Below are 20,276 nucleotides of genomic sequence, written 5' to 3'. Positions count from 1 at the left end.
TCCCTCCTCCCTACCATTGCCCGCCACGGCTGAGGCGCAGCAGGTCGCGCTCCAGCTCGGCCAGGCGTGGTGCCGGGTCGATGCCCTCGGACAGGATTTCATGCACCGCGCGCGAAAAAGCGTAGGAGACGCGGTTATAGCGTGTGCCGGTCGCCCGCGCCGGGCGCGGATTGGCGTTCTCGAAGGTTTTATAGAGCGTCTCGAAGAACGGGCTGACCGCCAGCACCTCCGCATCCTCGTAGAGGGCCGGGCGCGTCGGGTTGTAGGAACCGCGCACGGCGCGCACCTTCTGCCGCTCGGCGCTGGTCAGGAACAGCGCCAGATCGGCCGCCTCGGCCGGGTGATCGGAAAACCGCGAGACCGCCAGATGCCAGCCGCCGAGGCAGGCGCTGCGCTGCCCGTCCGGCGACCCCGATGGCAGCGCCACCACGCCGACTTTGCCCCGCACCGGGCTGTCCTCGCCTTGCGCCAGCGACCAAGCATAGGGCCAGTTGCGCATGAACACCGCACGGCCGCTCTGGAACACGCCGCGCGCTGCCTCCTCGTCATAGTTCAGCACACCGCGCGGGGAGATCGTGCCGATCCATGAGGCCGCCAGATCCAGCGCCTCGGCGGCACGCGGATTGTTCACGGTGATCGTGCCGTCATCGGCGACGATGGTGCCGCCGCCGAACGCGTCGATCCATTCCAACCCGTTGCAGGTCAATCCCTCATAGGCGCGGCCCTGCCAGACATAGCCCCAAAGGTCGTTCTCGCCCGCCTCGCGCTCCGCCTGCTGCACAGTGCCGGCAATGGCGGTCAGCTCCGCCCAGGTTTCCGGCGGGTCGAAATCGTGCTTTTCCAGCAAATCGCGGCGGTAGAACAGCACACCGGCATCGGTCCACCAGGGCAGCGCCACCAGTTTGCCCTCCACCGTGTCATTCGCGATCAGTTGGGGAAAATGCCGTGCCGGTTCATCATCCGCATAAGGGGCGAGATCGATGAAATAGCCGCCCAATATGCCGGGCCAGACGATGTCGATCTGGAACACGTCGATATCGTTGGCACCAGCCGCCAGCATCTGCTGATAGAGCGCCAGGCGCTCGGTCGAGGAATTCGGTGTCGAGACGATCTCAACCCGGTTGCCGGTCAACTCCTCCCAGGCGGAGACGCCCTCGCGGCACAGTTCCAGCTCCACCCCGACGGCGCCGCAGGAGATCGCGATGCGCACGCCCTGCGCGGCGGGCGCCGCCGAAAGGCCGCAAACGCCGATGAGAAGCACGGCAAGAACGCCAAACGCCCTGCCGTATATGCTGCCGGGTGGACACCCCATGGAACCGTCCCTTGTACCCTCCTGCCCGTAAAGCTGCGATCAGGCCGCCGCTTCCGGCTTGGTGCGCAAGCCCTCGCCGATCTCGCCGAAACGTTCCAGCGTATGGTGCGCCCAGCGTGACACGTCGTAATGCAGCACATTCTGGTACATTGCGCGCATGCGCTCCTGCTGTTCTTCGACCGACATGTCGAGCGCCTGGTCGAGCGCCGCATCCATGGCGCGCGCCGAATAGGGGTTGGCCAACACGGCCTGCGGCAGTTCGACGGCGCAGCCGGTGAATTCCGACAGCACCAACACGCCGAGATCGCCCTGCTTTGCCGCCACGAACTCCTTGGCAACAAGGTTCAGCCCGTCCCGCAACGGCGCGATCAGACAGATATCCGCCATCTTGTAATAGGCGATCAGCCGGTCGAACGGGATGGCGTTGGAGAACAGGAAGACCGGCGACCAGCGCAGATTGGTGAAACGGCCATTGATGCGGCCCACCAGCCCCTCGATCTCGCGTTGCGTATCGCGATAGATCTTCATGCCGCTGGCGGCCGAGACCGAGACCAGCAGCAGCTTCACCTTGCCATGCAGTTCCGGCCGGCGTTCCAGAAGCCTTTCATAGGCTTGCAAGGTTTCCTTCATGCCCTTTGTGTAGTCAGTCCGGCCGACCGCCAGGATCAGCCGCTGGCCTTCCAGCTCCTCCTGGATGGTCTTCTGAATCTGCCGGCTGGGCTCGCCATTCAGCAGCTCGGTAATGACCTCCGGATTGGTACCGACCGGGAAAGCATCGAGGTTGACGGTCCGGCCATTGTGCCGCAGCCGCACCGGGGCGACCGGCTCCGACAGCGCCATACCGACCGGCGACATACCGTCCTCGACCGGTACGGCCGTATCGACATCGACATTGCGCAGCGAGCGCGCGACATCGGCAAAATTCTTGGAATAGCGCGGGATATGGAAGCCGATCAGGTCGCAATCGAGCAGGCTGTCCACGATCTCGGTGCGCCAGGGCAGCACGTTGAACACGTCCGGGCCCGGAAACGGCGTGTGGTGGAAGAAGGCGATCTTCAGCGACGGCTTGATCTGCCGCAGATATTTCGGCACCAGCCAGAGATTATAGTCATGCACCCAGACCAGCGCGTCATCCTCGGCCTGCGCGGCGGCGGCCTCGGCGAACAGCCAGTTCACCTCACGGAACGTGTTCCAGTCGGCATTCTCGTAACGGAACAGCCAGGGAAAGGAATGCAGGATCGGCCACAGCGCCTCCTTCGAGGTCACATGGTAGAAGCTCTTCACCTGTTCCGGCGTCAGCGGCAGCCGGGAAACCGCATAGTCGCCATAGCTGTCCGAGATCCGGATGACGCGGTCGAACTTCTCCTGCTGCTTCGCCGCCACCTGCTTCCAGGCGACCCAGGCGCCGCGGCCCTCGGCAATGCGGCCGAAGAAGCTCTTCAGGGTCGGCACGATGCCGTTCGGGCTCTTGTTCTCCCGATAGACCCGCCGACCGCCCTCCATCGCCTCCTCATAGGGCTGGCGGTGATAGACGATGACGAGATCCGATTTGCTCATGAGATTTTCTCCCCCTCGATTGCCTTTGGATGCATCCGGAAATGCCGCAACGCATCGGCGATTCCCGCCGCGCCCGGCAACGGGCTGCGATAGACCCAGTCATAGCCGTCGATGGCGTCGATCAGCTTCGGTTCTGAATTGCCGACCGCGACCCCCTTCAGCTGCGTCTCGAACAGCGACAGATCGTTCAGCGTATCGCCGGCGACCAGCACGCGGTCCTGCGGCAGGCCAAGCGCCGCGACCGTGCGCAGCAGCGTCGGCCCCTTGGCCACGCCCTTCGGCAGCACGTCCAGGAAGGTTTCCGCCGACAGCAGCCAGTCAAAGCCGGCCTGCTCGATCTTGCGCAGCGTCTCGGGACGCAACGCGTCCGGCTGATAATAATAGCTGACCCGGCGGTGAAACGGCGTGGGCTGCAATTCCAGCCCCGGTTCGTCCGCCAGCATCGCCCGCACCCGGTCGCCGGCATCCCCCCACAGCGCGCCGATCTCGTCCTGCACCTCAGCCAGCGGGGCGAAATCACGGCCATTGACGATGGTGGTACCGACATCGCCAATGATGTAGTGCGGCCGCGGCATGCCCGGCTGTTCGATCAGCCCGCGGATGAAATCGAGATCGCGCCCGGTGACGAAGATCAGCAGCGCGTCGTCGCGCTGATTCAGCTGGTCATAGAGGGCGCGGCGCTGTTCGTCGCTGCCACCCAGGAACGTGCCATCAAGATCGGTCGCCAGAATGAGATTGAGATTTTGCATTACACCATGTCGTTAGGTTGCGGTTCCGTTGCCGCTGAAGGATGCGGCAGGGTTACATGCGGTTCCAGTTCGCGGGATTCTGCCTTGATCGGACGCGTCAGCAGTGCCTGCACCGCATCCTGAATCGACAGCCCGTCATGCAGGATGGCGTTCACCGCCTCGCAGATCGGCATCTCGACGCCAAGCCGGCGGGCGAGCTGGGTGACGGAGCGCGCGTTCACAGCACCTTCCGCGACGGATTTCTTGCCGGCCAGCGCCTGTTGCGGCGTCTGCCCCTGGCCGAGCGCACGGCCGAAGGAAAAATTGCGCGACTGCGTGCTGGAACAAGTCAGCGTCAGGTCGCCGATACCAGCCAGACCGGTCACCGTCTCGCGGCGGCCGCCCAGCGCCTCGGCCAGCCGCTTCAGTTCGGCCAGCCCCCGGGTGATGAGCGCCGCGCGCGGGTTGGAGCCCAGCCCCAGCCCGTCGGCGATGCCGCAGGCGATGGCCAGTACGTTCTTCACCGCGCCGCCAACTTCGACACCGACCGGATCGTCAGAGATGTAGGGGCGAAAATTATCGCTGCCAAGCGCCAGGCAGATTTTCGCGGCAAGGCTTGCTGTCGCCTCCACCGCACCGCCAACCGCATCCTCCGAGGCGATGGTCACGGCAGTCGGCTGGCCTTCCGCCACCTCCGCAGCGAAACTGGGGCCGGACAGCACGGCCTGCGGCCTGCCCGGCATCTCCTCCGCCACGATCTGGGACATCAGCTTGCCGCTGTCGGTCTCGATGCCCTTGGCGCAGATCACCACCGGCACGCCGGGCGCCAACGCCGCCTCGACCGCACGTGTCATCGGCCGCAAAAACTGCGACGGCACCACCAGGATGACCAGCCCGGCATCGGCCACAACCGCCGCCATATCGCCGGACACGGCGATTTCCGGCGACAAGGGATAATCCGGCAGGAACGGATTGCGGCGATCCCTGGCGACCGCCTCGACAATCTCCGCCTCGCGCGCCCATAGCGATACGCGCCGGCCGGCACGATGCGCGGTCATCGCCAGGGCCGTACCCCAGGCGCCGGCACCGATCACGGCGACCTTATCGAAGGGAGACTCCGCCATAAGCCTGTTGTCGGCCCCACCGTCTCGTGTATCCATGGCTCGTGTATCCATGGCTGAACCGTTGGCGGTCACGTCCGCTCTCCTTTGTCGCGCATCGTTGAAAGTCGAAATTGGATAGGATGATCCCTCCGATTATAGTGGATACCCCATTAAATTCCACCCCCTGTGGCATCACCCCCGCCGACGAGAAATTCATGGAGGTTTTTTTAGAATGGAAAAGTCCAAAAAATGAAATAACAATTAATATGAGAGCGGTATTTACTGAACAATAAACCAATTAATCCACACACATAAACCAATATTTTTCTTGAGGTATTGATGAGCGATTGGTGGCGCGGCGCGGTTATTTATCAAATTTATCCGCGCAGCTTTCAGGACAGCAACGCCGATGGCATTGGCGATCTGCCCGGCATCCTGCGGCGGATTCCCTATGTCGCGCAGCTTGGTGTCGATGCGATCTGGATATCGCCCTTCTATCGCTCGCCGATGGTCGATTTCGGCTATGACATCGAGGATTACCGGGAAGTCGATCCGATCTTTGGCACGCTGAAGGATTTCGACCTGCTGCTGGCCGCCGCGCACCGGCATGGGCTGAAAGTCATCATCGACATGGTGCTGAGCCACACCTCGATCCGGCACCGCTGGTTCCAGGAATCCCGCCGCACGCGCGCCAATCCCAAGCAAGACTGGTATGTCTGGGCCGACCCACGGCCCGACGGCACGGCGCCGAACAACTGGCTGTCGATGTTCGGCGGCCCGGCCTGGACCTGGGAACCGCGCCGCGAACAATATTACCTGCATAATTTCCTGCCGGAGCAGCCGGACCTGAACCTGCACAATAACGAGGTGCAGGAAGCGTTGATCACCGAATGCCGTTTCTGGCTGGAGCGTGGCGTCGATGGTTTCCGTCTCGATGCCTGCAATTTCCTGATGCACGATCCGCTGCTGCGCTCCAACCCGCCGCGCCCGCCGGAAGCCCCGCCGACCGATGGCGTGAAGCCCAACAATCCCTATAACCGCCAGCTCCATATCTACGACAAGACGCAGCCGGAAAGCCTCGATTTCCTGCGGTATCTGCGGAATGTCGCACAGGAGTATGGCGATATCGTCCTGATCGCCGAGATCGCCGCCGACGACAGCCTGAAGGTCATGCAGGAATATGCCGGCCTGGGAGGCCCGCTGCACACGGCCTATTCCTTCGCTTTGCTGGGCGAAACGCTGGACACCCAGCTGCTGCCGGAAACCTTCTTTCCGTTCCATGACAGCCGCCGCCATGGCTGGCCGAGCTGGGCCTTCAGCAATCATGACGTGTCGCGCGTCGCCACCCGCTGGGGCGGGCGCGATGCGCCGGATGCCTATTGCAAGCTGCTGATCGCGCTGCTGACCTGCCTGCGCGGCAGCATCTTCCTCTATCAGGGCGAAGAGCTGGGCCTGCCGGAAGCCGACGTGCCCTATGAGCAGATCAAGGATCCGTACGGGCTGAATTTTTTCCCGGATTTCCCGGGGCGCGATGGTTGCCGCACGCCGATGCCGTGGGACGACAATGACCGCCATGCCGGGTTTTCCACCGTCGATGGCTGGCTGCCGGTCCCGAACGAACATCTGCGCCGCAGCGTTGGCGCGCAGGAGGCTGATCCGAATTCGGTGCTGAGCTTCACCCGCAAGTTCCTGCGCTGGCGGCACGGCCAGGAGACGCTGATTCTGGGCGGTATCGACTTCCTCACGGCGGAATCCAATCTCGTCGCCTTTACCCGGACCCTGGGTGAGGAGAAGCTGCTCGCCGCCTTCAATCTGGAAGACACGCCGCGCAGCGTGGCGCTGCCATACCAGGTGCGCGAAGAGCTGAACAATCATGGTCTGGACGCCGGCGAAATCCAGGATGACCGGATCGCGCTGCCGCCCTTCGGCGCCTTCTTCGCGCTTGTCGAATAGCGGTACGCACAAACCCGTCCATCGCGCGCATTTTTCATTATTCCACAACCCAAGATGGGTTAATCTTCCCGGATGTGCGGGTGCGATGCCACGCGCAGCCTTACCGCACGGAGCATGACGGTGGTCCAGGGCGAAACCTCGGATAGCGGCATTTCGCCCGAAACCGCTGAACGGCCAGCGCAAAGGGCACGCCTCCTGCGCGGTTCCCTGCGGGCAAGGCGGCGGCTGAAGCGGGCCTTCACACGCCCGGTCTTCACCCTGCGCTGGTACCCTTATGGCACCCCGGTCATCCGCTGGGCCGATCTGGCCGGACTGACGGCCCTGCCCGCGATCCTGCTGACGCTGCTGGTTGCCCTGCTCGACCCGTTCGATCTGACGGAGAAGACCCAGCTGGAGTCGGATGCCTTCTTCTACCAGATCATCCGGCCTGACTATCCGGACACGCAGCGCGACAACATCACGGTCATTCTGATGACCGATGACGATCTTGCCGCCTTTGCCGAGGAATCGCCGGAGATGGGCATCTGGCCGCCGCCCTACTCCGTCTATGCCCGCATGCTGGAAGTGATCCTGGATTTCCAGCCAAAGGCGGTGTTCATCGATGTTGGTTTCCTGAGCCGGCGGAATGCGCCGGGATATGACCGGCTGCAAGCCGTGCTGGCCGACTATGACAGCTACCACGACACGCCGGTTCCGATCTTCCTGTCCGGCGGGGAGAAAGCCGAAGGCCAGGACAAGACCGTTATCTTCGACCTGCCGGGACCTTCAGCGGGCGAGGTCAGCGTCACCTACAATCCGGCCTATTACCCGCTGCACGATTCCCGGAACGGGCGCCTGTCCGCCGCCTGCGCCCTGTTCCGGGGCGGTGTGGCAGCCGGCACCTGCATCGCCAATGACGATCCGAACCAGCGTATGTCCATCGTCTGGCCGCCGCGTGGCGGCAGCACGCAGGGGGCGGGCATCTTTGCCTGCCGCGATCTGCCGGAAAGCCGGCCCTTGCGCATTGCCGGTGCCTTTCTGGGGATGGCCGGTCTCGATTTCGCCGGCATCGCGCCCAGGGCAGAGAATGGCGGTTCTCCGTACCGGCAGATCTGTCCGCCGCATGTGACCCTGGCAGCCGGCGATCTGCACAAACAGGGCGGCGATGTGCTGGAACGGCATCTCGAGAACAAATACATCCTGATCGGCAGCAGCTTCGCGATGGCCGACGATCTGGTTGCCCTGCCGGCGCACCAGCCCCTGCCCGGTGTCTTCTGGCACGCCATGGCGCTGGACAATCTGCTGGTCTATGGCGATGGCAATGGCGGCAGCCGCTATGTCCGCCACGACAGCGGCACCCTGTTCGGGCCGGTGACATCCAGCCTCGCGACGAACATCGCCGCACTGATCATCGTCCAGATCCTGACATCGATCTTCCTCCGGACACTGGACGCAACGCACCTCTCCTTTCCGGCCGGTGCGGGGGCCTGGCACATTCTGGTTCGCACCGGCGGATGGCTGATCTTTGTCGTCCTGGCGATCCTTGCCGGGCTGACCGCGATCTGGGCGGCGAAGATCGGCATCGCGCTGTTCGCCTTCGAGCAGCTGAAGCTCGCCCCCATCAATTTGTGGGGTATTTTCACCGCCTCGGCGGCTCGTACCATCATTCACCTGCCGAAAAGCCTTGCCGCCATGGGCGGTCTCGTCCTGTTGCGCTATCTGGCGCGCAGGGGCAGCTCCCGGCTTCCTGCATAGGAGGAAAAGATGAAATTCTCACCCCGCCCCCTCTTGGCTGTGGCCGCTTTCGTCGCCTTGTCCCTTGCCCTGCATTTCGCCACGCCGACGCTGGCAGAACCGGGTCAGGTCATGGCCATAAAATCGAAGAAGCTGAACCTCTATAGCGCCGCCGACGGGCCACGGGTGGACTCCCTGCCTGGCGAAACGGTAGAGACACCGATCGCCATTCTGGAAGTCGCGCCGAACAACCGGCTGAAGGTGGAGATTGGCGGCAAGCACTACTGGCTGGCGCCACACCAGGTAGAGACCGACGAGAAGATCACCGTCGAGGTGCGTTGCCGCGATCAGGTGACGAGCTACGCCTCGACGCGTGGCAATCTGGAAAAGTGCAAGCCCTAGGAGCCAGCGATGATATTCCCCCGCCCCGCCAGACTTGCTCTTGTCGCGCTTCTCCTGGCCAGCATTGTCTGGCCAGCCGCCCCCGCGCACGCTTTCCTCGACCGCATCTTGCCCGGCACGGACACCAAGGACGAGTTTGACGGGCGATTCATCGATACGCTGACGCCGGGCGCGTGGAAGCCGCCGCTGGAAGCGGCCATGCAGGAAGCCGCCGAAAAATCCTCGACCTCCTCCGCCACATTCAGTTTCGGTGGCGGCGGTGACGCTTCCGGCAGTACCGAACAGAAGGTCGAAGCGAAGGATGTGAGCCAGCCGGAATTCGAGCAGATTTCCGGCATGACCATGCTGCGGATGGACGAACGCGGCATCGTCGCCCTGCCCGTGCTGGACGCCTATCTCGCCGGGATTGCGCGGCGGCTGCTGGAGCATTCACCGATTCGCGGCGCGCCGATCATGATCTATGTCACGGCCAGCGAGCGCTATGGCGAGGCCAAGGCACTGCCGGACGGCACCATCGCCATCCCGATGGCCTCCATCCTGCAGGCCGACAGCGAAGACGAACTGGCAGCCCTGCTGGCGCATGAAATCAGCCATGTGCTGCGCGGCCATCACGATCTCGACTGGTTCGAGCAGCGCCAGGGCAATCTCGTATCGGGAGCCGAACTGATGCTGGGCCTCGCCTCCGGCCTGGCACAGCAGATCGGCAAGGGTAACGAGATGGCGGCGAAGGCCGCGCGCATCCTCATCGTGGCGGAGGCTGCCATGACGGCAACCTCGAAGGGGCTGTTCCCCAGCTGGACACGCGAACATGAGGATGAGGCCGACCTGCTGGGGCTCGATCTGCTGATCGCCGCTGGCTACAATTATGACGGCATGTTCGCGCTGATGCAGAAGATGGAGGAAGCGGAACTCGTCGAAGCCAGCAAGCCCGACCCTTATCAGGAAGTCAGGAAGGCGCTGGAGGAGGAAATCCAGCTGCAAACCAGCCAGGGCAATATCGGCGGCGCGCTGGGCAATGTGCTGCAGGCGGCGACGCTGGAGTTCAGCACCGCGCTCGACCGCGCCTCCGCCGACCATCGCAGCGCCACGGACAGGCTCGAATCCATCAGGGATTATTTCGACAGGGAATATGCCGACGAGATTCCGCCGGCGATGACCTCCCTACCGCTCGAACAGGTCCGCAAGTCGAAGGAATTCATGGAATTCGCCGAGGCTTACAGGGATGCCAGCACGGCGCTGGACCTGGCCGAAAAGGGCGATCTGTCCGCCGCCGAAAAAGCCGCACGAAGCGCCGTCAGCGGCCCGTACAACAACCACGCATGGACCCGCTATGCCTTCTACAAGGTGCGGTTGGAACAGGGACACCGGGACCGCGCCATGCAGAATCTGGAACTGGCGCTGAACGATCCGTACGTCCCGCTGTCGGTCTATAAGGATCTGGAACAGCTGAACCGCAAGGCCGGCTCAATGGATAGCGCCGCACGGGTTCTGGCCAACGCCTGGGAGGAATTCCAGCGCCCGGCCGCACTCTACCCGCCGCTGATCCATCACCACCTTCGCAAGGGTGAGAAGGCACGCGCGCAGGAGCTGGCCATCGAGTGCGCCTTCAAGAACCGCGAGGTGGCGAAGATCTGCCGGACCGCGGCGGAGGGCCGCGATCCGGACATGGCAAGGACGCAGAACTGGCTTCAGGCGCTGCGCTAACCCCAGACTGGCCAGGCGGCTACCAGAGCGGCGCCTTGTCCATGGTGGAGACATGGGCGGCGACGACCTTCCAGCCGACATCGGGAAAGCGCACCCAGGTCTGACTCTGGCGACCGATCAGATCCTTGTCGCGGATCTTGAATTCCAGGTTGGTGGTGGCGAAGTCGCGGCCCAGCGTCATGATCTCCAGGCGCAGCCGCTTCTCCTTGATGCCCGGCCCCTTCGGCCGGCGCACCCGGTGACTGTGGATTTCGTCGAAACCGTAGCCATTCTCGTGCATGGCATAGCGGATGGTCAGCGGGCTGTTCCAGAACGTGTCGTCCAGCACATCGACATCCTTCTCCGCCAGCGCCTTCTCGTAGCGTTCGAACAGGGCCGTTACCTCGGCCAGCACCTCGGGGATATTCGGGGTCATGTCAGTCATTGATTGTTCTCCATCGCTTTTGCCACTGCAACCAGGGTCGCGTCGGTGCCGGTGCCACCCAGGATCGAGAGGCCAATGGGCAGCCCGCCCACCGTCGATCCCGGCAAATTCACCTGCGGCATGCCGGCCAGCCCGCCATGCCCGCACAGGCACAGGATGCGGTCGCGGTCGGCCTGCTGTTCCGAGACGCTCCGCCCGCGCAAGGGTGCCGGGAACGGCGTCGTCGGCAGGCACAGGATGGTGCCCGCCGGCAGCAGATGGCGCAGCCTGCCGCGCACCTCCTGCCGCATCAGACTGGCCCAGCTGCGCTCCTCCTGCGTCACCTGCGATCCGGCGATCAGCCCGCGCGCCACGGTAAAGGCGAGGCGCGGATTCACGGCGTCCAGCCAGGGTTGGAAGGTCTGCCACGCCTCATAGGGCTGCAGCACGCGCTGCGCCCGGCCCCAGACCGACAGGCCCGGTGGCGCCATCAGCACCTCATCGGAATTGCCGAGCAGTGCGGCCAGCCGTTCCACCATCGGGTGCAGCGCCTCTGCAACTCCGGCATCGGCGAAACCGAAGGCGTCGGTCGCGATCAGCAGTTTCGTAGGCAACGCCTCTGGTATCGCCTCCTGCAGCATGACCGCCGACACCCGCGCGAAAACCGCGGCATCGCGGGCGAACCAGCCGGCCGTGTCGGAACTCGGTGCCTGCGGCATCAGACCTTCGACACTGACGCGGCCATGCGTCGGACGGATGCCGTATAGCCCGCAGAAGCTGGAGGGCACGCGCACCGAGCCGCCGGTATCGGTGCCCAGCGCGGTGTCGCACAGCCCGGCCGCCACGGCGGCGGCGGAACCGGAGGAGGAACCGCCCGGCACCCGGTCCGGGGCGGCACTGTTCAGCGGCGTGCCGTCATAGGCGCTTTCGCCGAAGATACCGAGCGAGATTTCGTCGGTGATGGTCTTGCCGATCAGCGTGGCACCGGCATCGAGCAGCGCCTGAACGGTCCAGGCATGCGACGTGGGGATACGATAATACTTCGCCCAGTCATGATTGCCGCCGCCGGTCGGATGGCCCGCCACATCGAACAGATCCTTCGCCGCGAAGCTGAGGTCCGACAGCGGCCCGCCCGGTTTCCCCGCGATCCTCACGGATGTGCCGGGAACGAAGGCATTCACCTCCTGTTTCATAGGCTGATCTCCCTTGCGCGATTGGTGCTCGACAAAGCCGGCTGTCCTCGAAAGGATGCGCCGTACTCACCGCAAGCGGATCGTGTTCCGACATGCAGATATTGCTGGACATCATCGTCCCGGTCTTCGGGATCGTGTTCCTGGGTTATGGCGTCGCCCGCTTCGGCCTGTTCTCGGAGGGCGCCACCAAGGGCCTCAGCACCTTTGTGTTCAATTTCGCGATCCCGGCGCTGATGTTCCGCGCCATGGCGACGCAGGATTTCCCAGAGGATGTCGAGTGGGGCTTCCTGATCGCCTATTTCGGCGGCGGCTACATCGCCTGGGCGACCGGCCTTCTGGTCAGCAAATACGTCTTCAAACGCGATTTCGCGACCGCCTCCATCGTTGGCATGGGCGGGGCCTTCGGCAACACGGTGCTGCTGGGTATTCCGCTGATCCTGACAATCTATGGCGATGAAGGCGCGCTGCCGGTGTTCCTCATCATCGCCTTCCATTCCTGGCAGCTGATGTCGGTCATCACCATCCTGATCGAGGGATCGCGCGGCAACCGGCAGGAGATGTGGCAGATTCCGCGCAACATCGCCAAAGGGCTGGTGCGCAACCCGATCATCGTCGCCGTTCTGCTGGGGCTGACCTGGCATTTTAGCGGCTTCGACCTGCCGAAGGTGGTGGACCAGCTGACCGCGACGCTGGGCCGGGCCGCCCTGCCCTGCGCCATCTTTGCCATGGGGGCGTCGCTGGCCGGCTACCGCATCGGCGGTGCGGTGCTGGGCGAGGCGACGCTGATGACGGCGCTGAAGCTCGGGCTGCACCCGCTGATGGTGTTCCTGATCGGCCATTACGTCTTCGCGCTGGAGCCGCTGTGGCTGCATGTCGCGGTGATCGTGTCCTCGGTGCCAGTCGGCGTGAACGTCTATCTGTTCGGCGCGCGCTACAATGCCGGCGATGCGCAGGCGGCAACCGCGATCATCCTGTCCACCACCCTGTCGGTGGCGACGATGACCCTGTTGCTCTCGTTCCTCGGCGTGCGCTGACCTCACCACCAGCGCCCGCTACCACCAACGGCCGTTCAGCACGATCCCGCCGCAGCGCAGATGCTGCGTGCCCTTGTGCGTCTCTCCGGTCGAATCCCGGAAATCGAAGCTGCCCTCCTCCACCTCCAGCACTGTCGCATCGCCCAGCAGGCCGGGCTTCAGCGTGCCGCGGTCATCAAGGTTCACCGCCTTCGCCGCATTGATCGTGCTGGCGCGGATCACCTCCACCAGCGGCACGCCGATGGCCATGAATTTCGACATGGTGGACAGCTGGTCGAAGGCAGGCCCCTGGATCGACAGCACATGCACGTCGCTGGAGATCACGTCCGGCAGGAAGCCGTGTTTCAGCATCGTCAGCGCGGTCTCGAAGCCGAAGCTGCCCTTGCCATGGCCGATATCGAAGATCACGCCGCGTTCGCGCGCCTCCAGCACATCGTCATGGATATTCATGTCGCCGGCCACCGGGCTGTTCGGGAACGGCCGGAAGCAGTGCGTCAGGATATCGCCCTTGCGCAGGCGCGGCATGACCTCGCTGCGGTAGGGCGGTGGCGAATCCAGATGCACCATGACCGGCAGCCCGGCATGGTCCGCCACCTCCAGCGCCATGTCGAGCGGGGCAATCGCCATCGGGCCGCTGGTGGTGCGGCCAACACGAACCTTGATGCCGCGCACCAGATCGGCATGCTCGCGCGCCGCCTTCAGGCATTCCGGCGAGGAGATGAGGCGCAGATTCTCGTTCTCGCCGAACATCACATTCAGTGAGAAGGCGAAGATGCCGGGATAGGAGATATTGATCAGCGGCACGATGCGGGTTTCCGAGCGCTCGATCACATGCTTGCGGAAGCCCAGAATGTTGCCCGGCCCGGCCGATCCGGCGTCGATCAGCGTGGTGCAGCCGGCCTGCCGCGCATAGGAATCGGGATCGACACCCAGCGAGGTGCCGCCGTAATAGACATGGGTGTGCAGATCGATCAGGCCCGGCGTGACGATCTTGCCGGAAACGTCGCGGACTTCCTTGCCTTCCAGCCCGTCGCCGAGGGCGGCCACCTTGCCGCCCGCGAACCCGACATCGGTGACCTTGTCCAGCCCCTGCGCCGGATCGATCACCCGGCCGCCCTTCAGCACCAGATCGTGCATTGCCCGCTCCCTCTTCTCAGCTCAGCCGGCCGCGCGCGGCCACCGGCAGTTCGCCGATTATCTCGTCGCCGCGCACGGTGACATAGCGGTCCACCATGTTGCAGACGACGCAGACATGGTTCGGCACGATGCGCACCACCTCGCCCACGCCCGGCCGCTCATTGCAGGCCGACAGGTCGAGGAAGCCGTGTTCCTCCGAGAATTTCGGGATGCGCGCCTGCGGGTGGTCGAGGATCAGCCCGTGCCCGTCCAGCCCCGGCATGGTCTCGACGGTCAGCGTCTTGGAGCCGGCGTCGAGGATGCCGCGTTCCGGCGCGGCGCGGCTCACCACCGTCGAATAGACGGTCAGCGCGCAATCCTCCAGCGTGGCCGCACCACAGGCCAGCATCATCCGGTCGTTGAAGATGCAGGTGCCGGCGCGATGCTCGGTCGCCCCCTTGATCTTGCCGAGATTGACGAGATTCGGCGTGCCGCCGGAGGACACCACCATGACCTCCAGCCCCATGTCGCGCACGCCCGCCGTTGCGGTGTCGAGAAAGACCTGCGTCTCCGCCATCGCATCCTCGGGCGGGTAGAGCATGAAGCCGGCGAAATTCAGCCCGTCGGCCTCCTTGATGGCGCGGGCGACGGCAATCGCGCCCGCCGGGCTCTCGACGCCGGAGCGCTTGCGCCCGGTATCGCATTCCACCACCACGTCGAGCGACTTTCCGGCCATAGCTGCGGCCTTGGCCAGATCGCCAACCACGATGGGATTGTCGGCGGCGACGCGCATGGTCACGCGCTGCATCAGCTTCGCGAGGCGCCCCATCTTCTCGTCGCCCAGCAGATTGTAGCTGATGAAGATGTCGTCCTGCCCGCCATCGGCCATCACCTCGGCCTCGCCCAGCTTCTGGCAGGTGATGCCGGACGCGCCGGCCTTACGCTGCAGCGCGGCCAGTACCGGGCTCTTGTGGGTCTTGATGTGCGGCCGGTTGGCCACGCCCGCCTTGTCGCACAGCGCCTGCACGCGGGCGATGTTGCGCTCCACCACGTCGAGGTCGATGACCACCGCCGGGGTGGAATAATTGAGGGCGATCTCCCGCTTCAGCTTTTCGATGTTCATTTTCTGCTCTCTATTCTGTCGTCATGGTCGGACTTGATCCGACCATCCAGCGCACAGCGCCGCTTCTATGGATCCTCGGGTCAAGCCCGAGGATGACGATTCTGTAAACTCTCAGACACTCTCCGCCGGCGGGGCCGTGACGATGGATTTCAGATCCGGACGCGGCGTCGCCAGCGTCGCCAGATCCGGCTTCGGGCGGCCGAGGCCCGCAATGCCGGCAAAGGCCTGCTCCATGCCCTGTGCGATGTTCAGCAACTCCAGATCGCCGCGGAAGCGGCCGATGGCCTGCAGCCCGAACGGCATGCCCTGCGCATCGACGCCGCAGGGCAGCGAGATCGACGGGTTGGTGGTCAGCGTGATGAAGTAGGTCAGCGCCAGCCAGTGATAGTAGTTGCGCAGCTTCTGGCCTTCGAGTTCCTGCAGATAGAGCTGTGCCCAGGGGAAGGGCGAGACCGGCGTGGTCGGCGCCAGGATCAGGTCATAGTCCTTGTAGAGCGCCTGGAACCGGCGGAACAGGCTGGTCTGCTCGGTATGCGCCCAGGCCGCGTCGGCCAGCGACATGGAGGCCGCCAGCTCGTAATTGGCGATGATGTTCGGCCCCAGCTTCTCGCGCTCGTTATTGTAGGAATGGTGATAGCGCGCGAGGTAGCTCTGCCCGCGCACCACGTCGAACATGCGGTCCGCCTCGCCGAAATCGAAATCCAGTTCGTCGCAGCTCCTGAACAGATGGCCCATCGCTTTCATGCGGCCGCGCATCAGCTGCTTGATCTCGGACGAGACCGGGCACAGGCCGAAATCGGCACTCCAGGCGACGCGCAACGTCCCCAGATCGACCGGTCGATAGGCGGCGATTTCCTGCGGATCGACCGGCTGCGACAGCGGATCGCGGTCATCCACCCCGACCTGGCTGGCGAACAGCAGGCGGGTATCCGCCACAGTCCGCCCCATCGGCCCGAGCACGGAGATCGGCGTCCAGCCGAGGCCGCGCCCGTCCATCGGCACCAGCCCCGGCGAGGGGCGGAAGCCGACGATGCCGCAGATCGCGGCGGGGATGCGCAAGGAGCCGCCAGTGTCGGAGCCGGTGCAGATCGGCAGCATGTCGCAGGCCAGCGCCGCCGCCGAACCGCCGGACGAGCCACCGGCATTCAGCGTGGGGTTAAACGGGTTGCCGGTGGCGCCCCAGACCGGGTTGCGCGAGTTGGCCCCGGCGCCGAATTCCGGCACGTTGGTCTTGGCGGTCACGATGGCCCCGCCCTTCCGGGCCAGCGCGATCTGCGCCGAATCCTTCTTCGGCACATTGTCGCGGTAGAGCGGCGAACCGTGCGTGGTCAGCAACCCCTCGGTATCCTGCAGATCCTTCACGCCGAGCGGCAGACCGTGCAGCGGCCCCAGGTCGCCGCCCTTCAGCACCGCCGCCTCGGCAGCCTTCGCTTCTTCCCGTGCGCGTTTGTAGCCCTTGGCGGCAATCGCGTTCACCGCCGGGTTCACCGCCTCGATACGCCCAATGCAGGCTTCCAGCAGCTCGACCGGGGAAACCTCCTTCGTGCCGATGCGGCGGCGCAATTCGACGGCGGACAGGGACAGCAGCGATTCGGCAGACATGCGACAGGCTTTCGTTACGGGGGTTAGATGCTGGGGGTAAGCGGCGCGGCATCGCCGCCGACCGGTCGACGGAGGCAGGCAACCTGCTGGCCGGGGGCGACCTCCAGCAGCGCCGGATCGATCTGCCGGCATTCGGGAAGCACATAGGGGCAGCGGGTGTGGAAATGGCAGCCGCTCGGCGGCTTGGCGGGGCTCGGCACATCGCCCTGCAGAATCAGCCGGTCGGCGCGCTTCTTCTTCGGGTCGGGGATCGGCGCCGCCGACAGCAGCGCCTCGGTATAGGGATGCAGCGGCCGCGTGAACAGCGTGCGCTTGTCGGTCAGTTCGACCACCCGGCCCAGATACATCACTGCGATGCGGTGGCTGATATGGCGCATCACCGCCAGATCATGGCTGATGAACAGGTAGGCGAGCCGGTATTCCTCCTGCAGATCGATCATCAGGTTCAGCACCTGCGCCTGCACCGACACGTCGAGCGCGGATACCGGCTCGTCGGCCACGATCACGTCGGGATTGACCGACAGCGCCTTGGCGATGCCGAGACGCTGGCGCTGGCCGCCGGAGAATTCATGCGTGTATTTGCGCATGTTCTCCGGCCGCAGGCCGACGCGCTGGAACAGGGCCGCGACCCGCTCGTCCTTCTCCTTGCCGTGCGCGAGGCTGTAATTCTCCAGCGGCTCGCCAACGATGGTGCCCGCCCGCAGCCGGGGATTCATCGAGGAATACGGGTCCTGGAACACGGTCTGGATGCGCCGCCTATGTTCCCACATCTGGCCCTGGCTGAGATGCGTGACATCCACCCCGCCCAGCAGGATTTCGCCCGATGTCGGTTCCAGCAGCTTCAGTACCGTCTTGCCGACGGTGGATTTGCCGCAGCCGGATTCGCCGACTACGCCCAGTGTCTCGCCGCGCTTCAGGCTGAACGACACGCCATCCACCGCGCGCACCGCACCGACCTGGCGCTGCAGAAAGCCACCCAGAATCGGGAAATGCTTCACCAGCTTGCGGACTTCGAGGCTCGGATGTTCGGCGCTCATGCGGCACTCTCCAGCACGCGGGCGGTTTCCCAGCAGGCGGCGACATGGCCCGGCCGGCTCTCGACCAATGGCGGCCGTTCGGCGTGGCAGCGGTCGGTGGCGAAGGTACAGCGCGGCGCGAAGGCGCAGCCGGGGATCGGCTGGGTCAGAACCGGCACCAGGCCCGGAATTTCCTGCAGGCGGGCGCGACGCCCTTCTGCCTCGGCATCGATGTCGAGGCGCGGCACCGCACGCATCAGACCGCGCGTGTAGGGATGCAGCGGATTCTCGAACAGTTCCTCGACCGTCGCCTCCTCGACCTTGCGGCCGGCATACATGACGACGACGCGCTGCGCGGTTTCCGCCACCACGCCGAGATCATGGGTGATGAGGATGATGGCGGCGTCGATCTTCTGCTTCAGCTCGATCATCAGGTCGAGGATCTGCGCCTGAATGGTGACATCCAGCGCGGTGGTCGGCTCGTCGGCAATCAGTACCTTGGGATTGCAGGAGAGTGCGATGGCGATCATCACACGCTGGCGCATGCCGCCGGACAGCTGATGCGGATATTCCGACAGCCGGCGCCTGGCGTCCGCGATGCCGACCAGCTCCAGCATTTCCTGCGCGCGGTCCAGCCCCTGCTTCCATGACACATGCATATGCCGCACCACATTCTCGGCGATCTGCGTGCCGATGGTCAGCACCGGATTCAAGCTGGTCATCGGTTCCTGGAAGATCATCGAGATCTCGTGGCCGCGGATCGCCCGCATCTCATCCTCGGAGAGTTTCACGAGATCGCGCCCCTCGAACTCGATGGAGCCTTCGACGATACGGCCGGTTTCCGCCTGGATCAGCCGCAGGATCGACAGCGAGGTGACCGACTTGCCGCAGCCCGATTCACCGACAATGGCCAGCGTCTCGCCCTGGCTGACCTCGAAGGACACCCCATCGACGGCGCGCACCACGCCGTCCTGCGTGAAGAAATGGGTCTTCAGGTCGCGAACCTTCAGGATGCTCACATGCGCCTCGACAATCTCGGGTCCAGCCGGTCGCGCAAGCCGTCGCCCAGCATGTTCACCGCCAGCACGGTGAGGGTGAGGAAGGCGCCGGGGATCAGGATGCTCCAAGGCGCGATCTGGAAGAAGGTGCGGCCCTGCGAGATGATGTTGCCCCAGCTCGGGATTTCCGGCGGCACGCCGGCGCCCAGGAAGGACAGCCCCGCCTCCACCAGCATCGCCGAGGCGCAGACATAGGTCGCCTGCACGATCAGCGGCGCCATGGTGTTGGGCAGGATGTGCTTCACCAGCAGCTTCGGCCCGCGCGTGCCGCCCGATATGGCGCTCTCGATATAGGGCTGGCTGCGGATCGACAGCACGACCGAACGGGTCAGCCGCACGATGCGCGGCACCTCCGGGATGACGATGGCGACCAGCACGATGCCGAGGCCGGGCCGGGTCAGCGTGATCAGCGCAATCGCCAGCAGGATCGAGGGGATCGACATGATACCGTCCATCACCCGCATGACGATGGCGTCCACCTTGCGGAAATAACCGCAGAGCAGCCCCAGCGTCAGCCCGATGACACTGGCGAAGGCGGCGACCGCCAGCCCCACCACAAGCGAGACACGGGCGCCATAGATGGTGCGCGAATAGACGTCGCGGCCATACTGGTCGGTGCCGAACCACCAGCGCTCCGACGGCGGGCGCAGGCGCTGCGACGGGGTGAGCTTCAGCGGGTCGCCGGTGATCCACGGCGCGATGGCCGCCAGCACGATCAGGATCAGCAGGATGGCCCCGCCGATGAAGATCGTCGGGTTGCGCCGGATCGCCGTGCCGGCACGCGAGAGCAGGCCGGGTGCCTCGGCGGCATTGCCAGTAACATTGCCGCCCTCGGTGACCGCCGCCATGCCCTCAGCCTCTCAAGAGAGAGTGGCGACACGAAACAGGCGGTTCCGTCGTGAATTCAATGTGTTGCTGCATCCACTTCGCCCCGCCTCTGTTCATCAGCACCGCCTTAGGGCAGCTTTATGTTGTAAAGTATGATGACAAAAATTCGGTGGGGTCAACGAGAGAACGTCGTCACTTCGGCCTAACGGCCAAAAATAATGCTTAGCGGTTTTTTGAACAAAAAATAATATCAGACGAATATACAAACTTGAACTTTCCGTACACATCTTCTTTATTGTCAGTATATGCACTTCCTTTTTTAAATTTTAGCACATCAGATAAAGGACTTGGCAATGCATCATCTCTAATTATGAATGATACACTCTCATAATTTCTCTCTCCCTGCGTATGGTTGAGCCATTTTATTTTAT

The 20,276-nt window shown here is 64.3% G+C and carries 18 protein-coding genes; 5 read left to right on the top strand and 13 right to left on the bottom strand.

What is annotated here, in order from left to right; translation table 11 throughout:
* Positions 1–10: 10 nt before the first annotated feature.
* The 4 genes from BKM74_RS16800 to BKM74_RS16785 all read right to left on the bottom strand — a co-directional run bounded on the left by BKM74_RS16800 (position 11) and on the right by BKM74_RS16785 (position 4,721).
* Positions 11–1,261, bottom strand: a complete 1,251-nt coding sequence (locus tag BKM74_RS16800) for an ABC transporter substrate-binding protein (RefSeq protein WP_086466870.1) — start codon at positions 1,259–1,261, stop codon at positions 11–13.
* A gap of 90 nt (positions 1,262–1,351) precedes the next feature.
* The gene (gene ggpS / locus BKM74_RS16795; RefSeq protein ID WP_086466869.1) at positions 1,352–2,869 is read right to left on the bottom strand and encodes a glucosylglycerol-phosphate synthase; all 1,518 of its coding nucleotides are present in this window, start codon (positions 2,867–2,869) and stop codon (positions 1,352–1,354) included.
* On the bottom strand, positions 2,866–3,618 hold the full coding sequence (locus BKM74_RS16790; RefSeq protein WP_086466868.1) for an HAD-IIB family hydrolase: 753 nt from the start codon (positions 3,616–3,618) through the stop codon (positions 2,866–2,868). The genes ggpS and BKM74_RS16790 overlap by 4 nt, the downstream gene beginning before the upstream one ends.
* The gene (locus tag BKM74_RS16785; protein ID WP_086466867.1) at positions 3,618–4,721 is read right to left on the bottom strand and encodes an NAD(P)H-dependent glycerol-3-phosphate dehydrogenase; all 1,104 of its coding nucleotides are present in this window, start codon (positions 4,719–4,721) and stop codon (positions 3,618–3,620) included. Before BKM74_RS16785 ends, BKM74_RS16790 begins: the two co-directional genes overlap by 1 nt.
* Positions 4,722–5,039: 318 nt before the next feature.
* On the opposite strand from BKM74_RS16785, the gene BKM74_RS16780 reads away from it, so the two are divergent.
* From BKM74_RS16780 to BKM74_RS16765, 4 genes are all read left to right on the top strand, one after another.
* Entirely contained in the window at positions 5,040–6,653 is a 1,614-nt protein-coding gene (locus tag BKM74_RS16780) for an alpha-glucosidase (protein WP_086466866.1), read from the top strand.
* A 114-nt stretch (positions 6,654–6,767) separates the two neighbouring features.
* Positions 6,768–8,387: a CHASE2 domain-containing protein gene (locus BKM74_RS16775; RefSeq protein ID WP_176342590.1), complete on the top strand. Its 1,620-nt coding sequence runs from the start codon at positions 6,768–6,770 to the stop codon at positions 8,385–8,387.
* Positions 8,388–8,396: 9 nt separating this feature from the next.
* A complete protein-coding gene (locus tag BKM74_RS16770; protein WP_140056116.1) occupies positions 8,397–8,768 on the top strand; it encodes a hypothetical protein in 372 nt (123 codons plus the stop codon).
* 9 nt (positions 8,769–8,777) lie between these two features.
* A complete protein-coding gene (locus BKM74_RS16765) occupies positions 8,778–10,472 on the top strand; it encodes a M48 family metallopeptidase (RefSeq protein WP_086466863.1) in 1,695 nt (564 codons plus the stop codon).
* Positions 10,473–10,491: 19 nt separating this feature from the next.
* On the opposite strand, the gene hpxZ is transcribed toward BKM74_RS16765, so the two are convergent.
* Both hpxZ and BKM74_RS16755 read right to left on the bottom strand, forming a co-directional pair.
* Complete coding sequence (gene hpxZ, locus BKM74_RS16760) at positions 10,492–10,896, bottom strand: oxalurate catabolism protein HpxZ (protein ID WP_086466862.1); 405 nt, start codon at positions 10,894–10,896, stop codon at positions 10,492–10,494.
* Complete coding sequence (locus BKM74_RS16755) at positions 10,893–12,068, bottom strand: amidase (protein ID WP_086466861.1); 1,176 nt, start codon at positions 12,066–12,068, stop codon at positions 10,893–10,895. The genes hpxZ and BKM74_RS16755 overlap by 4 nt, the downstream gene beginning before the upstream one ends.
* 92 nt (positions 12,069–12,160) lie before the next feature.
* Here BKM74_RS16755 and BKM74_RS16750 point away from each other — a divergent pair, with 92 nt between their 5' ends.
* On the top strand, positions 12,161–13,102 hold the full coding sequence (locus tag BKM74_RS16750) for an AEC family transporter (protein WP_086466860.1): 942 nt from the start codon (positions 12,161–12,163) through the stop codon (positions 13,100–13,102).
* A gap of 18 nt (positions 13,103–13,120) precedes the next feature.
* On the opposite strand, the gene BKM74_RS16745 is transcribed toward BKM74_RS16750, so the two are convergent.
* The 7 genes from BKM74_RS16745 to BKM74_RS18890 all read right to left on the bottom strand — a co-directional run.
* Positions 13,121–14,239 carry an amidohydrolase/deacetylase family metallohydrolase gene (locus BKM74_RS16745; protein ID WP_086466859.1) on the bottom strand — a complete coding sequence of 373 codons (1,119 nt, stop codon included), beginning with the start codon at positions 14,237–14,239 and terminating at the stop codon, positions 13,121–13,123.
* A 16-nt stretch (positions 14,240–14,255) separates the two neighbouring features.
* A complete protein-coding gene (locus tag BKM74_RS16740; RefSeq protein WP_086466858.1) occupies positions 14,256–15,341 on the bottom strand; it encodes a D-TA family PLP-dependent enzyme in 1,086 nt (361 codons plus the stop codon).
* A 111-nt stretch (positions 15,342–15,452) separates the two neighbouring features.
* The gene (locus BKM74_RS16735) at positions 15,453–16,943 is read right to left on the bottom strand and encodes an amidase (protein WP_086466857.1); all 1,491 of its coding nucleotides are present in this window, start codon (positions 16,941–16,943) and stop codon (positions 15,453–15,455) included.
* A gap of 23 nt (positions 16,944–16,966) precedes the next feature.
* Positions 16,967–17,980, bottom strand: coding sequence for an ABC transporter ATP-binding protein (locus tag BKM74_RS16730; protein WP_086466856.1), 1,014 nt, complete (start codon positions 17,978–17,980; stop codon positions 16,967–16,969).
* On the bottom strand, positions 17,977–18,978 hold the full coding sequence (locus BKM74_RS16725) for an ABC transporter ATP-binding protein (protein ID WP_086466855.1): 1,002 nt from the start codon (positions 18,976–18,978) through the stop codon (positions 17,977–17,979). The genes BKM74_RS16730 and BKM74_RS16725 overlap by 4 nt, the downstream gene beginning before the upstream one ends.
* Entirely contained in the window at positions 18,975–19,865 is an 891-nt protein-coding gene (locus BKM74_RS16720; protein ID WP_086466854.1) for an ABC transporter permease, read from the bottom strand. Before BKM74_RS16720 ends, BKM74_RS16725 begins: the two co-directional genes overlap by 4 nt.
* A 202-nt stretch (positions 19,866–20,067) precedes the next feature.
* Positions 20,068–20,276 (bottom strand): hypothetical protein (locus BKM74_RS18890; protein ID WP_217895519.1); only part of this gene is annotated, 209 nt, incomplete at its 5' end.

The sequence above is a fragment of the Oceanibaculum nanhaiense genome (genome assembly GCF_002148795.1).
In the GTDB taxonomy this organism is placed as follows: domain Bacteria; phylum Pseudomonadota; class Alphaproteobacteria; order Oceanibaculales; family Oceanibaculaceae; genus Oceanibaculum; species Oceanibaculum nanhaiense.
The sequence above is the reverse complement of the archived record's forward strand: the minus strand, read 5'-3'. Positions and strand labels throughout refer to the sequence as shown.

Bases quoted from the DNA above. Each gene is read 5' to 3' on its own strand.
- BKM74_RS16740 (WP_086466858.1), bottom strand. From the start codon at position 15,341: ATGAACATCGAAAAGCTGAAGCGGGAGATCGCCCTCAATTATTCCACC.
- BKM74_RS16765 (WP_086466863.1), top strand. From the start codon at position 8,778: ATGATATTCCCCCGCCCCGCCAGACTTGCTCTTGTCGCGCTTCTCCTG.
- BKM74_RS16745 (WP_086466859.1), bottom strand. From the start codon at position 14,239: ATGCACGATCTGGTGCTGAAGGGCGGCCGGGTGATCGATCCGGCGCAG.
- BKM74_RS16755 (WP_086466861.1), bottom strand. From the start codon at position 12,068: ATGAAACAGGAGGTGAATGCCTTCGTTCCCGGCACATCCGTGAGGATC.
- hpxZ (WP_086466862.1), bottom strand. From the start codon at position 10,896: ATGACTGACATGACCCCGAATATCCCCGAGGTGCTGGCCGAGGTAACG.
- BKM74_RS16785 (WP_086466867.1), bottom strand. From the start codon at position 4,721: ATGGCGGAGTCTCCCTTCGATAAGGTCGCCGTGATCGGTGCCGGCGCC.
- BKM74_RS16720 (WP_086466854.1), bottom strand. From the start codon at position 19,865: ATGGCGGCGGTCACCGAGGGCGGCAATGTTACTGGCAATGCCGCCGAG.
- ggpS (WP_086466869.1), bottom strand. From the start codon at position 2,869: ATGAGCAAATCGGATCTCGTCATCGTCTATCACCGCCAGCCCTATGAG.
- BKM74_RS16735 (WP_086466857.1), bottom strand. From the start codon at position 16,943: ATGTCTGCCGAATCGCTGCTGTCCCTGTCCGCCGTCGAATTGCGCCGC.
- BKM74_RS16770 (WP_140056116.1), top strand. From the start codon at position 8,397: ATGAAATTCTCACCCCGCCCCCTCTTGGCTGTGGCCGCTTTCGTCGCC.
- BKM74_RS16750 (WP_086466860.1), top strand. From the start codon at position 12,161: ATGCAGATATTGCTGGACATCATCGTCCCGGTCTTCGGGATCGTGTTC.
- BKM74_RS16730 (WP_086466856.1), bottom strand. From the start codon at position 17,980: ATGAGCGCCGAACATCCGAGCCTCGAAGTCCGCAAGCTGGTGAAGCAT.
- BKM74_RS16775 (WP_176342590.1), top strand. From the start codon at position 6,768: ATGACGGTGGTCCAGGGCGAAACCTCGGATAGCGGCATTTCGCCCGAA.
- BKM74_RS16780 (WP_086466866.1), top strand. From the start codon at position 5,040: ATGAGCGATTGGTGGCGCGGCGCGGTTATTTATCAAATTTATCCGCGC.
- BKM74_RS16790 (WP_086466868.1), bottom strand. From the start codon at position 3,618: ATGCAAAATCTCAATCTCATTCTGGCGACCGATCTTGATGGCACGTTC.